The organism is Rubellimicrobium mesophilum DSM 19309 (assembly GCF_000600335.2).
Taxonomy (GTDB): domain Bacteria; phylum Pseudomonadota; class Alphaproteobacteria; order Rhodobacterales; family Rhodobacteraceae; genus Rubellimicrobium; species Rubellimicrobium mesophilum.
The window spans coordinates 1-13,583 of the sequence record NZ_KK088604.1 but is presented as its reverse complement, the minus strand read 5'-3'; the positions used below and the strand labels follow the sequence as shown (position 1 = coordinate 13,583).

Genomic DNA, 13,583 nt, shown 5'->3' with positions numbered 1-13,583 from the left:
CATATGTCGAAAACCAGACTCCTGACGGCCCTCGACGGGGGCCTCGCGCTCCCCGAGGGGGAGATCCTCGTGCTGCGTCCGCCGATGGCCATGGACCTGGGCGCGCTGCCGGCCGAGCGGGTGGCGATCCGGCACACGTTCCGGCCCGACCGCGACGCCTGGGCGGGCGCGGGGTGGCGCGTCGTGGAGGAGGCGGGGCCGGCCGGCGTCGCGCTGGTCTGCGTGCCGCGCTCCAAGACTCTCGCGCGCGGGCTGATCGCCGAGGCCGCCCGGCTCGCGCCGATGGTGCTCGTGGACGGGCAGCGGACGGATGGGGTGGATTCGGTCTGGCGCGAGGTCCGGGCGAGGCGCGGCGAGGTCGAGGGCCTCACGCAGGGGCATGGGCGGCTCTTCTGGTTCGCCGGTGGGGACGGCTTCGAGGACTGGGCGCTGCCGGGGCCGGTGAAGGGGGCGGACGGGCTGTTCTCGCAGCCGGGGGTGTTCAGCGCGGAGGGGGCGGACCGGGGGTCCTTGCTGCTCGCGGAGGCCCTGCCTTCGACGCTGCCGAAGCGGATGGCCGATTTCGGGGCCGGGATCGGGGTGCTGTCGCTCGCGGTGCTGGCGCGCGAGAGGGTGGAGTCGGTCGACCTCATCGAGGCGGAGCGGCTGGCGCTGGACTGCGCGCGGCTGAACGTGACGGACCCTCGGGCGCGGTTCCTGTGGGAGGACGCGACGGTTGGGGCGCGGGGGCCCTATGACGGGATCGTCATGAACCCGCCCTTCCATGCGGGACGCGCGGCCGATCCGGGGCTCGGGCGGGCGTTCCTCGCGGCGGCGGCCAAGGCGCTGACGCCGTCGGGCCAGCTCTGGGTGGTGGCGAACCGGCACCTGCCCTACGAGGCGACCTTGCAGGAGGGATTCCGGCAGGTTGCGGAGATCGGGGGCGACGCCGGCTTCAAGCTGCTCCACGCGAGCCAGCCGGTGCGGGCCAAGGTGGCGGCCCGGCCCTCAGGCGTGCAGCGGAGTCGCCGTCACTCGGGGTAGGTGGCGATACAGGCCTGCTGTCGGGCGGCGGTCTCGGAGGCGAGGGCCGCGCGGCGTTCGAGGAGGCTGTCGAGCTTGGCCTGCTCCGCCCTCAGGTCGATGGCGACGGGGCGGCGGACGTTCTCCACGCGGGTGCGGTCGCAGGGGCGCAGGCGGATGCTGCCGTCCTCGCGCTCCACGCGGCAGAAGTCTCGGTCCACCGTCACCTCCTGGTCGCGCTCGATGGCGTAGCCTCGGCTGATGTTGCCCTGCGTCTGGCGGATCAGCGACTCGACGATGGTGAGGTCGCGCGAGGCGGAGGACAGGCAGGATTCGCGCGGCGTCTCGCAGGCGGCGAGGGCAAGGGCGGCGAGCAGGGCGAGGGGGGCGTGTGGGCGCATGGGTGGTCTCCTGTTGGTCCAGTCCTAGCCTTGCGGAGCGGGTCCGGGAAGGGCGATAGGGCCGTTATCGGATAGCGGGGAGGGCGCGATGGTCTCGGAGGCGATGGCGGAGGAGAAGGCGCGGGCCGCGATCTGGTTCGGGGAGCTGCGGGACCGGATCGTCGCGGCGGTCGAGGCGCTGGAGGAGGGGCCGGCCTTCGGGGCCGAGGGACTCGCGCCGGGGCGGTTCCAGGTCCGGGAGACGAAGCGGAGCGCGCCGGACGGGGCGGACGCGGGGGCGGGCCGGCATGGCGACGCTCAAGGGCGGGCGCGTGATCGAGAAGATGGGCGTGGGGGTCTCCACCGTCCACGGCGTGCTCGGGGCCGAGGCGCAGAGGGCGATGGCGGCGCGAGGGGTGCCGGGGGTGGAGGACGACCCGAGGTTCTGGGCGAGCGGCATAAGCCTCGTCTGCCATCCGAGGAACCCGCAGGTCCCGGCGGTGCATCTCAACACCCGGATGTTCTGGACGCCCGCCGCCTGGTGGTTCGGGGGCGGGACCGACCTCAACCCGGCGATCGAGTATCCTGAGGACACGGCGCATTTCCATCGCGTGCTGGAGGAGGCGCTGCGGCCGCATGGGGACGGGGAGTATCCGCGCCAGAAGGCCTGGGCGGACGAGTACTTCTTCGTGCCGCACCGGGGACGGGCGCGGGGCGTGGGGGGCATCTTCCTCGACGACCAGAACTCGGGCGACTGGGAGCGGGACTGGGCCATGATCCACGACATCGGGGCGGCGTTCCTGCCGGCCTGGGTGCCGCTGGTGGAGAAGCGGGCGGGGCAGGCCTGGTCCGAGGCCGATCGGGACCGGCAGTTGATCCACCGGGGGCTCTATGCGGAGTTCAACCTCGTCTACGACCGGGGGACGAAGTTCGGGCTGGCCTCGGGGCACGACGCGGAGGCGGTGCTGATGAGCCTGCCGCCGCTGGCGAAGTGGGCATGAGGGGGCGTCACAACTTATGGGCGATTGCCGGAAGTAGGTCCGGCATGGTAGGATCGCCTTGAGCCAACTCGCGTCGTCCCGGGAGCTCGCCGATGCTGAAGGCTGTTGAAGCGCCTCCCACGCGCGGGGTCTCCGAGGAGGCGGGCATCCTGGAGACTTGGAACGAGCCTTTCGTCCAGTGGCGCCATTCCTTTGCGAAGGAGCGCGACGAGGCGAAGCGAAAGCCCTGGTCGACCTACAAGGTCGGTCTCGACGTTCTTTGCAGCCGAATCGAGCGGCGGTTGGCAGACCAGGGCGGTTTGGAGGACCAGGACCCTGTCGTTAAGGAGTTGTTGAGGAGGCCGTCCGAAAAGGAATCTCCCGACTTCCTGCGCCTCTACGAGGCGGAGCAGAGATTGGCTCTGCTCATGAGCGACGACGAGATCAGGGACGAGGCCGAAGGGCGGTTCGCGAGGGCCAGGCAGCTTCGCCTGCCCAGTTACGCGGACCTGAGAACGGCCTTCGACAGGGATGACGCGGACGCCGCCACGCGCCGCACGATCTACATAACCCTTGTGAGGGAACTGCAACGAGCGGATCAGAGACGGAGCCTCGATCAGTTCCACCGGCGGAAAGCGGCCCGAAGGCTGAATCTTTACGGGTGCGTGCTCATCGTTCCATCGGTGCTGCTGCTGGCCTACTTCTACTACCGTGACGCGCTCGAGAATCTGGGCCCGTATCACATGATCGCGGTGATGTGGTGCGGATTGGCCGGCGCGTTCCTTTCACGCATGATCCTGTTCCAAAGAGTGCTGGCCACGATCGGCGCCGAGGAGATCGCCACGGAGTTCTCCCACTTCGCGATCATCCTGCGTCTGATCATCGGCACCTTGGGCGCCCTGGTGATGTATTTCCTCATCGTCGGCCAAGTGGTCGATGGCGACTTCTTCCCGGACTGGACGGCCGACTCGCATGTCTGGCAGCGGTTCGGGTCCAGCTTCGCCGCCGCCGGGCAGACCAGCTCCGAGGACTTCAACCTCGTGTCCACGGATTTCGCCCAACTGCTGATATGGTCGACGATCGCCGGGTTCTCCGAACGGATCATACCCGACAGGTTCGCCCGGATGGAGGTCGCGGTGCTTCAGCCCCAGCGGTCGGAGTCGCTCTAGCCCTCGCGCACCGTGTCGATCATGCGGTGGACGTTGTCGATGCTGGCGTCGGGCGTGATGCCGTGGCCGAGGTTGAAGATGTGGGGGCCGTTCGCGAAGGCGCGGACCACGCGGCGGGTCTCCTCGATCAGCGCCGCGCCGCCGGTGACGAGGTGGGGAGAGGCGAGGTTGCCCTGGACGCAGCCGGCGGGCTGGACGTGCTCGGCCGCCCATTCGGGGGTCACGCCATCGTCGAGGGCGATGCAATCCGCGCCGGTGGCCGCGTGGGCGCCCTCGTAGCGGGGGCCGGCGCCGCGCGGGAAGGCGATGACGGGGAGGCCGGGGTGGCGCTCCTTGAGCGCCCGCGTGATGCGGGCGGCGGGGGCGAGGGCGTAGGCGGCGAAGTCCTCGCCCTGGAGGGAGCCGGCCCAGGAGTCGAAGAGCTTCACGACCTCGGCGCCGGCCTCGACCTGCTTGGACAGGTAGAGGATGGTGGCCTCGGTCAGGCGGTCGAGGATCGCCTCGAAGAGGGGGCGGTTCGCGGCCTTCAGCGCATGGGCCGGGCCCTGGTCGGGGGTGCCGCGCCCGGCGATCATGTAGGTCGCCACCGTCCAGGGGGCGCCGGCGAAGCCGATGAGCGTCGTCTCCTTCGGGAGCGCCCCGGCGAGGATGCGGACGGTCTCGTAGACGGGGGAGAGGGTGTCGTGGATGGCGTCCACGGGTCTCAGGCGCGCGAGGTCGGCCTCGGTCGTGATGGTGGAGAGGCGGGGGCCCTCGCCGGTCTCGAAGGCGAGGTCAAGGCCGAGGGCCTGGGGGACGAGGAGGATGTCCGCGAAGAGGATCGCGGCGTCGAAGCCGAAGCGGCGGATGGGCTGGAGCGTGACCTCGGCGGCGAGGTCGGGATTGTAGCAGAGGTCGAGGAAGCTCCCCGCCCGCTCGCGCGTGGCGCGGTATTCGGGGAGGTAGCGGCCCGCCTGGCGCATCATCCAGATGGGCGGCGTGGGCAGGGCCTCGCCCGCGAGGGCGCGCAGGATGGTTTTCCGGGTCATGAGCGTGGGGTGCCCGCGGCGGGCGGGGCTGTCAAGCGGGGCCGGCGTCGTCCGCCGCGTCCTCGATCACGGGATGGGGAGCGCCCGCGTCCCTCAACGCCCTCGCCAGCTTGCCGAAGAGGTTCGGGTGCCCACGCTTGCTGGCCGGGTTCCGCCCCACGGTCGTATGGAAGCCCGGCACGTCCCTGGCCGTCAGATGGATCTGATCCTGTTCGGCATCGTACCAGACGCCGAGGTCCAGATACACGCTGTTCCCTTGCTTGCTGACGCCAACGGCCACGAGTTCCTCCATGAGCTACGCACGAGGCATTTAGGCGCGCGTGACGCGATGTCAGCGGACCCATCGCGCGCGCCTACGATTGAACGGGCTCGCTCGTATCATTGCCCCCTTTCTCCTCCCGGGCGTATGTCCCGCCCCATGACCCAGGACCTCCTCCGCATCGGCACGCGCGGCTCGCCGCTGGCGCTGGCCCAGGCCCATGAGACCCGCGACCGGCTGAGGGAGGCCACGGGCCTGCCCGAGGCGGCCTTCGAGATCGTGGTGATCCGCGTCACCGGCGACGTGATCCAGGACCGCTCGCTCCGCGAGGCGGGGGGGAAGGGGCTCTTCACCAAGGAGATCGAGGAGGCGCTGCTGTCGGGCGAGGTGGACATCGCCGTCCACTCGATGAAGGACATGCCGACCGAGCAGCCCGAGGGGCTGGCGCTCGACTGCTTCCTGCCGCGCGAGGACACGCGGGACGCCTTCGTGACGCTGACCGAGCACGCCGGGATCGCCGACCTGCCGGAGGGGGCCACGGTCGGGACCTCCTCGCTGCGGCGGCGGGCGCAGCTTTTGGCGCGGCGGCCGGACCTGAAGGTCGTCGAGTTCCGGGGGAACGTGCAGACGCGGCTGTCGAAGCTCTCGCAGGGGATCGCTGAGGCGACCTTCCTCGCCATGGCGGGGCTGAACCGGCTGGGCTACGCCGAGGTCCCGGCGCGGCCGATCCCGCCCGACGCCATGCTGCCCGCCATCGCGCAGGGGGCGATCGGGATCGAGCGGCGGAGCGCGGACGACCGGGTGCGCGAGATGCTGGCGCCGATCCACCACGAGCCGACGGGGCAGAGGCTCGCGGCCGAGCGGGGATTCCTGCGGCGGCTCGACGGGTCCTGCCAGACGCCCATCGCGGGGCTCGCGGAGCTGGACGGGGACCGGCTGCGGCTGCGGGGGGAGATCCTGCGGCCGGACGGGAGCCGGGTGCTGGCGGACGACGTGACGGGCGCCGTCGCCGAGGGGGCCGAGATGGGTCGCGCGATGGCCGAGCGGCTGCTGGGCGAGGCGGGGCCGGGCTTCTTCGGCTGAGGCGAGGCGGCGGGCGCTGGCCCGCGCGCCGCTCGTCCCCTGCGGGCCAGGGGGCCTTCGGGGCGTCACGACCCGGGGAGGGCCGGGGTCTGCCCTCAGGAGGTCGGGACCACCTTGCCGGGGTTCAGGATGCCCTTGGGATCGAGCGCGGCCTTGATCCCCCGCATGACCTCGAGCGCGACGGGGTCCTTGTGGACGCGCATGGAGGGGAGCTTCATCAGGCCGATCCCGTGCTCGGCCGAGAAGCTGCCGCCGAGCGAGACCGCCGCCGCGTCCACGGCGGAGCGGATGGCCTCGGAATGGTCGGGGTCGTCGCGCGTCGGGTAGGCCGAGTAGTGGACGTTGCCGTCGCCGAGATGGGCCACGATGAAATCCTCCGCCCCCGGGTCGATCTCGTGCAGGCGCCGGCGGGCGAGGGCCAGGAACTCCTCCACGCGGTCGAGGGGGAGCGCGACGTCCGTGTCCACGAAGGGATGGCGGTCGTGGGTGATCTCGGCGGCGGATTCGCGACGCGCCCACATCTCGCGGCGCTGCCCTTCGCTGCGGGCGACGGTGGCGTCGAGGATGCGGCCCTGCTCCATGAGGGCGGCGAGGGTGTCCTCGAGCCGGGTCACGACGGGGATCGTGCCGTCGGGGAGCGGGTCCGCGTCGCGGGGCGCGGTGGCGCCGACCTCGACCATGATGTTGTGCTCGTAGGGCCGGTCGAAGGGCTCGCGGGCCCCCCGCATCTTGGCGACATGGCCCTCGATGAACATGCGGGGCATGTACTCGAAGGCCTCGACGGCCCCTCCGGTCGCCTCGCGCAGCCGGGCCAGGAGGTCGAGGGCGGCCCCGACCGAGGGGACCGCGACCATGGCCGTCGCATAGGCGCGGGGGCGGGGGACGAGCTTCAGGGCGGCGGCCGTGATGACGCCGAGCGTGCCCTCGGCGCCGATGAAGAGATGGCGGAGCGCGTAGCCCGCGTTGTCCTTGTGGAGCTCGGACATGAGGTCGAGGACGCGGCCGTCGGCCAGCACCACCTCGAGCCCCAGGCAGAGGTCGCGGGTGGAGCCGTAGCGCAGGACGTTGGAGCCGCCGGCGTTGGTGGAGAGCGCGCCGCCGATCATGGCCGAGCCCTTGGCGCCGAAGGTGAGGGGGAAGAGGAGGCCGTGGGATTCGGCGGCCTCGTGGAGTGTGGAGAGGACGACGCCCGCCTCCACGACCGCGACCCGGGGGCCGGGCTTGATGGCGCGGATGCGGCTCATGCGGTCGAGCGAGAGGACGAGCGCGCCCTCGGCGTGGGTGGCGCCGGTGAGGCCCGTGCGGCCCGAGGCGGGGACGACCGGGGTGCTCGTGGCATGGGCGAGCGCGAGGACGCGCGAGACCTCCTCCGTGGAGCCCGGCCGGACCACGGCGAGGGGGCGGCCATGATAGGCGCCGGTCCAGTCGCGCGCCCAGGGGGCGGCGTCCTCGCCCCGCATGAGCTGGGCCGCGCCCACGACCCCGGCGATGTCCTCGAAGAGTTGCATGGCGACCTCCCGCTCCCGCGGCTGCCGTCATGGCGGAAACGGCGGCCGACCGGAAGGGGCGACGAGGATCGGGGCGGCCTCCGGCGGAGGGTCCGCGCGAGGATGGGTGCCCACTTTGCCCGTTGACGCCGGGCCTCGCGCACCTTAAGTCCCCGGCCCGTGGCGGAGTAGCTCAGTTGGTTAGAGCAGCGGAATCATAATCCGTGTGTCGGGGGTTCAAATCCCTCCTCCGCTACCAGTATAAAGATTTCATATGACTGCATAATTTTCTACGGACCTCAAGCTTGTCTCTCGAGTGGGGTCCTCCAGGATAACCTTAGGATAACAGAACGAGCACGACGGCTTCCTTTCTGCCTGCTATGATCCGCCGCTCCCGGCCCGGAGCCCCAGACGCTCCGATCCCTGAGGTCTCCGCGTCCGCGGCTCCTTCGTGCTTTCCATCCGTCATCTCAACACCTCCGATCGGCTTCAATAAGCCTTCAGTGGTGTCCCGGCGAACCCTGGGGCGTTGGACTCCAGCACCTGCGCGCGCCGCAGCTTCTTGCGAAGCACCGCACGCCCCAAAGCGTCGGCTCCATGCGCCTGGAATACGTTCTTGGCCAGGTCGAGCCCGACCGTGGTAATCTCCGCCGTGACCGCTCCCCCTTGTGGATCGTCGCAGACCCACCCTGGCACATCGATGCCGTCGGGGGGCGGTCACATCATCAACGCCGGCTCGTCCTCGTGCGCCAGAAGCCTGGCTCGGCCAGCGGCGTGGTGTTTATCACGATCGAGGACGAGACAGGGGTGGCGAACCTGGTGATCTGGCCGCAGCTTGTCGAGGCGCAGCGCCGGGAGGTGCTCAGCGCGCGGATGCTGGGCGTGGAGGGCCAGGTCCAGCGCGAGGGCGAGGTGGTCCACATCGTCGCGCGCCGGCTCCACGATCTGTCCGGCCTACTCGACAGCTTGGGCGAGCGGGACGGGGCCGAAGCGTCGCAGCAGGGCAGGGGGGAGGAGCAGGGTGGGGGACCTGGAGAGCACGCCCACCGCTGGCGCGGGGCGGGGTCTGGCGGGCCGCGGTCGCGCGACATCTTCATCCCGGACCTCTCGCTGGAAGCGCTCCGCATCAAGCCGCGGGACTTCCGGTAGGTACTCGGACCTCTCGCGCAGCGCTCACCGCCTCTTAAGCGACTGGTTGCCCATGGCCACCCAAGGGCGATCCTGAAGAACCTGATCGACCAAGACGCGAGCTTGAGACAGGGCAGGAATCCCTGACCTTGGCCGGGGCAGTTGACCGTGCCACATCGCAAGTGTTCCAGGCATTCCGTTTCGAGGCAGCTGTTTCATGACCTACGTCGTTGACCACACTCTTTATGGCCAAGGCATTGTGCTGGGCACCTACACCGAGGACATCGACGTTCTTGAGGGCGTGGGTGTCTGCTCCATCGACAGTGTTGCCATCGGCATGTGGATGAATGATGCCGACCTCAACGTGTTCGGCGAGGTCCTGGGCTATGGGACGGGGGCCTGGATCGTTGGCGACAATGCGACTGTCACGGTCGGCGGGCTGGGCACGATTGGTGCGAATGCCCCGGAGTATGCCCGGGGTCTCGACGTCCAGGGAGGCGGGCTGTCGGTCGAGAACGACGGCTTCATCATGGGCTATGACACGGCCGTGCGGCTGATGGGCGGCAATGGTACGACCTCGACCTTTGTGAACCGCGGCAATGTCACAGGCAACCTCGTGGGGCTCTTCCGCGACCTGGGGGACAGCTCGTCCGTGGCGGACACGGTGGTGTTCACCAACTATGGGACGGTGAATGGAACAGAGGCCGCCATCGCTGTCCACGAGGCACTCGACGCTCGGGAAGAGGTCGTCAACCGGGGCTACATCTATGGCGATGTCTCGCTCGGCTTGGGCAACGACCTTTATGACGGACGGGGCGGCACGGTCGACGGCCGCATCCTCCTTGGCGGCGGTGTCGACCTTGCCCAGCCCGGCACGGCCAAGGAGGTGCTCGATGGTGGCGCCGGGCAGGACACGCTCGACTTCGGCGGCGGCCCGGCTGTCGTCGTTTCGCTGACCGATCCGACCCGCAACAAGGGCACGGCACTTGGGGACGTCTACACCGGCTTCGAGGCGATCATTGGCTCCTCCGGAGCGGACACCCTCGTCGGCAATGGGGCCAACAACACGCTCCATGGCCGCGATGGGGCTGACATCCTGGATGGCGGGGCCGGTGCTGACCGCTTGGAGGGCGGCGGGGGCAACGATACCTATGTACTCACTGGTGCCGGGGACACGCTGGTGGAACTCGCCGCTGGAGGCACCGACCAGGTGAACTCGGCGGTGAGCCTGACGCTTGGAGCTCAGCTTGAGAATCTTGTGCTGACCGGCAGCTCGGCCGTGAGCGGCACCGGGAACTCTCTTGCGAACCGCCTGACCGGCAACATGGCCAACAACACGCTCGCGGGGGCGGGGGGCTCGGACCTCCTGATCGGCTCAGGCGGCCAGGACACCCTGAGCGGAGGCGCTGCGAAGGACACCTTGACCGGGGGACTGGGCAACGATGTGTTCGTGTTCTCGAGTCCTACCGAGGCGGGCGACGTCATCACCGACTTCCACAACGTGAGCGGGGACAACGACGCCTTCCGCATCAGCGCTGCGGGCTTTGGCGCTGGTTTGGCAGCAGGGATCCTCTCAGCCTCCCGCTTCCAGATCCGGGCCGACAACCTGGCCCGGGATGCCGACGATCGCTTCATCTTCCGGACCACGGACGCCACGCTCTGGTTCGACAGCAACGGCAACGTTGGCGGCGGGCTCACCATGGTTGCGGACCTGCAGGCGGGAGCCAGCGTCACCAATGCGGACATTCTGGTGGTGTAGGGTGGCTTCTGGCTACCTGCCAAGGACTGCGAGATTGGCTCCGCCAGCGCGGCTATCTGCCCTCGCCAGCGGCCTGAGCCGCCTCTTCGGGTAAGGCGGCTCGCCGCTTCCGGCCCGTTCTATCATCGTCCAGCGGGGCCGAGGAGCGGCGCATGGCGACGCAAGTGCTAGACCGCAGCCAATTGGCACACTAGCAATGAACCCACTACGGCGTCTCGCGCATAGGGCGGGCCTACACCGCAGTCACTTGGCCCATGTGCAGTTGGAACAGCGGTCCGTGTAACCGTGCTGGGAGGGTAGATGGCCGAACTCTATGCGAATTTTGCTTTCGATATGGACACCCTGGATCTGGGCCGGCTTTTCAGGGCAACTTATTCCACCGACTTCTGGGACAACGAATTCTTCAGTATAGACGGCGACATTTACGCAGACAGCCTCGATTATTACTACGAAATCTTCGGGGTCGAAGGGTGGACCGAACTCTATAGCGACTTCATAGGATACAGCGACGTCACAGGTGAGATGTACGCTGGCAGCGTAGATGCTATCTACCAGCATATCGGGTTTGGCTTCGACTACGAGGAATGGTGGGGGGCTCACGGTTTTTCAATTTCTGCTGCTTCGCTGCAGAACGCGATGCACACCTATTCGACTGCTGACGACTACGTGCTGGTTGCTGCGGCGTTCGCCGGCGACGACTCATTCTACCTGTCCGAAGACGCGGACCTTGCGCGGGGATACGGTGGAGATGATCATTTGGACGGGTCGGACGGAGACGACCAGCTCTTTGGCGGCGACGGCGGGGACTGGCTCTCGGGCGACGGCGGCGACGATACGCTCGTCGGCGAGGCCGGGAATGACACGCTGCTTGGCTTAGCGGGAGTGGACTGGCTTGAGGGTGGCACGGGTGACGACACCTATCTGGCCGACGGCAGCGACACTGTGGTTGAGCGCCCAGGTGAAGGCACCGACATGGTCACCGCAGAGATCACCCATAAGCTCGCTGTCAATATCGAGAACCTTGTGCTCACCGGGAAAGACGACATCGATGGAAGGGGCAACGAACTTGCCAACACTCTCATCGGTAATGCCGGAGACAACGTCCTCAAGGGTCTGGCAGGTCGGGACAAACTCGACGTGTCCGAAGGTGGGGATGACAGGCTCGTTGGCGGTAAAGGTAACGATGAATTCATCTTTTCAACAAAGAGGTCCAGCGGTGACACGATCGCCGATTTCGGCAGCGTAAGGGGCAACAATGACAAGATTGTCATTGACGCTTCGCACTTCAGAGGCGGTCTGCGTCAAGGCAAGCTAGATCGTGACCATTTTCAGATCGGCGACGATCATCAGGCTGAGGATCGCCACGTGCGCTTCATCTTCGACACCAGCGACAAGACCCTCTGGTTCGATAAGAACGGCGACAAACATGGCGGGTTCACGCTTGTCGCAGATCTTCAGGCCAACGCCTCGATGACGCATCACGACATTCTACTGATCTAAAACTGAGTCTCCACCGAGATAGGCGGCCGCATGTCGTGACCGCCGGTACCGTCTTGTAGGGCTGGAGCTCACGGGCTGGGGGGTCTGGGGTTGATCACGGGAGGCAGGCAGGTGACGGACCTAAGCAAGGCTACGGACGCGGCCCTCGCGGAGGCGCGCATCAAGGCGCTGCAGGAGGCCTGCACAGAAGCCAGTCGTATGGCCCGGAAATGGCAGGACGAGGCCGACGAGACCCACTCCGCCCATCAAAGCGAACTGCTGCGGACCTGGTCCGTTGCGGCCCAGCGGGTCGCGGATGCCATTGCGGCGCTTGCTCAGTCGAGCAGGGCCGACCGGGGTGACCAGGGGTGAGGCTGAGGAAGAACAGCGCGCCATGACCTCGGGGGACAACGCCTGTCCGGCCTGTAGGGAGGGTGACGGGGTCTGCTATGAGGCCGAGGACGGTCGCTTTCGCATCTACTGCGCCTACTGCGGCCACTCGACCAAGCGATATCCCGATCTGAACCTGGCGCGGCTCGACTGGAGCCGGCGCGGAGACGCGGCTGACCAGTAAGCGCCCATGTCCCATCCTCCCGAACAGCGGGGCAGGTTGAGCTCACATCGTCTCGGTGGGCTCGAGGGTCCAGTCGCCATATCCAGCCTCTTGGGCCAGGGCTGCGAGCTTCTGCCGGCGCGAGAAGAGGAGCTGGAGGTGGTAGCGCCGGGAGCGGCCACTCCAGATCCGCATCTTGCCCGTCTGGAGCCGCACGATGTCCGCGTCGATCTCGCGCTTGGCCGCCTCGAGAAAAGCCAGGCGATCGGAGGGGGCGATCTCGAGAAGCCGGGCGCGGTTCAGGGGGCGGTAGGCCATGTCGTCGTCCTTGGGTCTTTCGAAGCGAGACCTGAGCGCCCAATCCGTCCGAAAGGATGACCGGAATGCGGTTGAGCCATGCCGACGGTGTCCCATTCCACCAGGGCGGTGACCCGGCCCGCCTCACGCCGCTCGGCCTGTTGACCTGCCGCTAGGGCGGCAAGGCGGGGCTTTACGCCTCGCGGCTTCGCGCCACGCTCGAACGGGTGGCGACGACGCGGGCCGTTGCTGGGACCCTCTCCTTTACTCGAGACGGCCGCCCTGGTCCCGCGCGGGCCTGCGCTCCGACGCTCCTGACGTCGAGGGCCGAAGCCAGGTAGCTTTCGCCCAACTTTTGCCCCAGGGTCGGAGCAGATTGTCTCCGATCGGGGCACGATGGCTCCGCCACTCCAGCACCAAAGCGGGACGCAGACATGGCCGATCTCTCCGCCGCCAATGACATCGAGGGCTTTGTCGGGGCCTGCCTCGTGGACAGCGACTCGGGGCTCATGATCGCGTCGGAAGGGGGTGGCCAGATCGACATGGAAGCCGCCGCCGCTCTTAACACCCAGGTGGTCAAGGCCAAGCTTCAGGCCATGGAGCTGCTCGGGTCCAATGAGCGCGTCGAGGAGATCCTGATCGGCATGGGCAAGCAGATCCACCTGATCCGCCCGCTCGAGAAGATGCCTGAGGTGTTCCTGTATCTTGTCCTCGAGAAGAGGATCGGGAAGGCGTTGTTGCATAACTCGGTCTGAGGCCGAGCTTGGCCCTTTCCCCTTCGGTTCAGACGGCGCGCACGATCTCCGCCCTGCCCAGGGCTGAAAAGCGGTTCATCAGGGCGATGCGGGTGTGGATCTCGGCGGCTTGGCGGTCGGGGTCGCGTGAGGCGATGCGGTCCCCAAAGGCTTTGAGGCGGAGCATCTGGGCTTCGATCCGACTTCGGGCGTGATAGCCCGTCAGCCGTTTCCAGAAGGCCCGG

At 68.2% G+C, this 13,583-nt stretch carries 14 protein-coding genes, 1 tRNA gene and 3 pseudogenes; 11 read left to right on the top strand and 7 right to left on the bottom strand.

Features of this window, described 5'->3' with window-relative positions; genetic code table 11:
* Positions 1 to 3 precede the first annotated feature (3 nt).
* On the top strand, positions 4 to 1,023 hold the full coding sequence (locus tag RUMESO_RS18435) for a class I SAM-dependent methyltransferase (RefSeq protein WP_051521484.1): 1,020 nt from the start codon (positions 4 to 6) through the stop codon (positions 1,021 to 1,023).
* Here RUMESO_RS18435 and RUMESO_RS18430 read toward each other — a convergent pair.
* The gene (locus RUMESO_RS18430; RefSeq protein WP_037282202.1) at positions 1,011 to 1,403 is read right to left on the bottom strand and encodes a VHS/ENTH/ANTH domain-containing protein; all 393 of its coding nucleotides are present in this window, start codon (positions 1,401 to 1,403) and stop codon (positions 1,011 to 1,013) included. The two genes, RUMESO_RS18435 and RUMESO_RS18430, sit on opposite strands and share 13 nt — an antisense overlap.
* A gap of 88 nt (positions 1,404 to 1,491) precedes the next feature.
* Here RUMESO_RS18430 and hemF point away from each other — a divergent pair.
* A pseudogene (hemF, locus tag RUMESO_RS18425) lies at positions 1,492 to 2,383 on the top strand (oxygen-dependent coproporphyrinogen oxidase).
* A 92-nt stretch (positions 2,384 to 2,475) separates the two neighbouring features.
* On the top strand, positions 2,476 to 3,531 hold the full coding sequence (locus RUMESO_RS18420; protein WP_037282201.1) for a hypothetical protein: 1,056 nt from the start codon (positions 2,476 to 2,478) through the stop codon (positions 3,529 to 3,531).
* Here the strand turns inward: RUMESO_RS18420 and hemE are convergent.
* Both hemE and RUMESO_RS18410 read right to left on the bottom strand, forming a co-directional pair.
* The gene (hemE, locus tag RUMESO_RS18415; protein WP_037282199.1) at positions 3,528 to 4,559 is read right to left on the bottom strand and encodes a uroporphyrinogen decarboxylase; all 1,032 of its coding nucleotides are present in this window, start codon (positions 4,557 to 4,559) and stop codon (positions 3,528 to 3,530) included. The genes RUMESO_RS18420 and hemE overlap by 4 nt on opposite strands.
* Before the next feature lie 31 nt (positions 4,560 to 4,590).
* Entirely contained in the window at positions 4,591 to 4,839 is a 249-nt protein-coding gene (locus RUMESO_RS18410) for a hypothetical protein (protein WP_037282198.1), read from the bottom strand.
* A gap of 138 nt (positions 4,840 to 4,977) precedes the next feature.
* On the opposite strand from RUMESO_RS18410, the gene hemC reads away from it, so the two are divergent.
* Positions 4,978 to 5,901 carry a hydroxymethylbilane synthase gene (gene hemC / locus RUMESO_RS18405; protein ID WP_082484291.1) on the top strand — a complete coding sequence of 308 codons (924 nt, stop codon included), beginning with the start codon at positions 4,978 to 4,980 and terminating at the stop codon, positions 5,899 to 5,901.
* A gap of 95 nt (positions 5,902 to 5,996) precedes the next feature.
* Here hemC and RUMESO_RS18400 read toward each other — a convergent pair whose 3' ends face one another.
* The gene (locus tag RUMESO_RS18400) at positions 5,997 to 7,409 is read right to left on the bottom strand and encodes an FAD-binding oxidoreductase (RefSeq protein ID WP_037282195.1); all 1,413 of its coding nucleotides are present in this window, start codon (positions 7,407 to 7,409) and stop codon (positions 5,997 to 5,999) included.
* Between the two features lie 161 nt (positions 7,410 to 7,570).
* Here RUMESO_RS18400 and RUMESO_RS18395 point away from each other — a divergent pair.
* Positions 7,571 to 7,647: transfer RNA gene (locus RUMESO_RS18395), tRNA-Met, on the top strand.
* Positions 7,648 to 7,925: 278 nt separating this feature from the next.
* Here the strand turns inward: RUMESO_RS18395 and RUMESO_RS28220 are convergent.
* Positions 7,926 to 8,033, bottom strand: a pseudogene (locus RUMESO_RS28220) (IS110 family transposase); the annotation flags it as partial.
* Here RUMESO_RS28220 and RUMESO_RS28215 point away from each other — a divergent pair.
* From RUMESO_RS28215 to RUMESO_RS18370, 5 genes are all read left to right on the top strand, one after another.
* Positions 7,986 to 8,537 carry an OB-fold nucleic acid binding domain-containing protein gene (locus RUMESO_RS28215; RefSeq protein ID WP_156363018.1) on the top strand — a complete coding sequence of 184 codons (552 nt, stop codon included), beginning with the start codon at positions 7,986 to 7,988 and terminating at the stop codon, positions 8,535 to 8,537. The pseudogene RUMESO_RS28220 and the gene RUMESO_RS28215 sit on opposite strands and share 48 nt — an antisense overlap.
* A gap of 196 nt (positions 8,538 to 8,733) precedes the next feature.
* Positions 8,734 to 10,275 carry a calcium-binding protein gene (locus tag RUMESO_RS18385; RefSeq protein WP_051521483.1) on the top strand — a complete coding sequence of 514 codons (1,542 nt, stop codon included), beginning with the start codon at positions 8,734 to 8,736 and terminating at the stop codon, positions 10,273 to 10,275.
* A gap of 300 nt (positions 10,276 to 10,575) precedes the next feature.
* The gene (locus RUMESO_RS18380; protein WP_051521482.1) at positions 10,576 to 11,775 is read left to right on the top strand and encodes a calcium-binding protein; all 1,200 of its coding nucleotides are present in this window, start codon (positions 10,576 to 10,578) and stop codon (positions 11,773 to 11,775) included.
* A gap of 111 nt (positions 11,776 to 11,886) precedes the next feature.
* The gene (locus RUMESO_RS18375; RefSeq protein ID WP_037282193.1) at positions 11,887 to 12,126 is read left to right on the top strand and encodes a hypothetical protein; all 240 of its coding nucleotides are present in this window, start codon (positions 11,887 to 11,889) and stop codon (positions 12,124 to 12,126) included.
* A 22-nt stretch (positions 12,127 to 12,148) separates the two neighbouring features.
* The gene (locus tag RUMESO_RS18370; RefSeq protein WP_037282191.1) at positions 12,149 to 12,328 is read left to right on the top strand and encodes a YheV family putative zinc ribbon protein; all 180 of its coding nucleotides are present in this window, start codon (positions 12,149 to 12,151) and stop codon (positions 12,326 to 12,328) included.
* A 42-nt stretch (positions 12,329 to 12,370) separates the two neighbouring features.
* Here the strand turns inward: RUMESO_RS18370 and RUMESO_RS18365 are convergent, their stop codons facing one another.
* Positions 12,371 to 12,625: a hypothetical protein gene (locus RUMESO_RS18365; protein WP_037282189.1), complete on the bottom strand. Its 255-nt coding sequence runs from the start codon at positions 12,623 to 12,625 to the stop codon at positions 12,371 to 12,373.
* Positions 12,626 to 13,038: 413 nt separating this feature from the next.
* Between RUMESO_RS18365 and RUMESO_RS18360 the strand changes: the two genes are divergently transcribed.
* Complete coding sequence (locus RUMESO_RS18360; RefSeq protein ID WP_037282186.1) at positions 13,039 to 13,359, top strand: hypothetical protein; 321 nt, start codon at positions 13,039 to 13,041, stop codon at positions 13,357 to 13,359.
* Positions 13,360 to 13,387: 28 nt separating this feature from the next.
* On the opposite strand, the pseudogene RUMESO_RS18355 reads toward RUMESO_RS18360, so the two are convergent.
* Positions 13,388 to 13,583 (bottom strand): annotated as a pseudogene (locus tag RUMESO_RS18355) (IS5/IS1182 family transposase); the annotation flags it as partial.

Excerpts from the sequence above, each read along its gene's own strand:
- RUMESO_RS18435 (WP_051521484.1), top strand. The coding sequence starts at position 4 with ATGTCGAAAACCAGACTCCTGACGGCCCTCGACGGGGGCCTCGCGCTC.
- RUMESO_RS18430 (WP_037282202.1), bottom strand. The coding sequence starts at position 1,403 with ATGCGCCCACACGCCCCCCTCGCCCTGCTCGCCGCCCTTGCCCTCGCC.
- RUMESO_RS18420 (WP_037282201.1), top strand. The coding sequence starts at position 2,476 with ATGCTGAAGGCTGTTGAAGCGCCTCCCACGCGCGGGGTCTCCGAGGAG.
- hemE (WP_037282199.1), bottom strand. The coding sequence starts at position 4,559 with ATGACCCGGAAAACCATCCTGCGCGCCCTCGCGGGCGAGGCCCTGCCC.
- hemC (WP_082484291.1), top strand. The coding sequence starts at position 4,978 with ATGACCCAGGACCTCCTCCGCATCGGCACGCGCGGCTCGCCGCTGGCG.
- RUMESO_RS18400 (WP_037282195.1), bottom strand. The coding sequence starts at position 7,409 with ATGCAACTCTTCGAGGACATCGCCGGGGTCGTGGGCGCGGCCCAGCTC.
- RUMESO_RS28215 (WP_156363018.1), top strand. The coding sequence starts at position 7,986 with ATGCGCCTGGAATACGTTCTTGGCCAGGTCGAGCCCGACCGTGGTAAT.
- RUMESO_RS18385 (WP_051521483.1), top strand. The coding sequence starts at position 8,734 with ATGACCTACGTCGTTGACCACACTCTTTATGGCCAAGGCATTGTGCTG.
- RUMESO_RS18380 (WP_051521482.1), top strand. The coding sequence starts at position 10,576 with ATGGCCGAACTCTATGCGAATTTTGCTTTCGATATGGACACCCTGGAT.
- RUMESO_RS18370 (WP_037282191.1), top strand. The coding sequence starts at position 12,149 with ATGACCTCGGGGGACAACGCCTGTCCGGCCTGTAGGGAGGGTGACGGG.
- RUMESO_RS18365 (WP_037282189.1), bottom strand. The coding sequence starts at position 12,625 with ATGGCCTACCGCCCCCTGAACCGCGCCCGGCTTCTCGAGATCGCCCCC.
- RUMESO_RS18360 (WP_037282186.1), top strand. The coding sequence starts at position 13,039 with ATGGCCGATCTCTCCGCCGCCAATGACATCGAGGGCTTTGTCGGGGCC.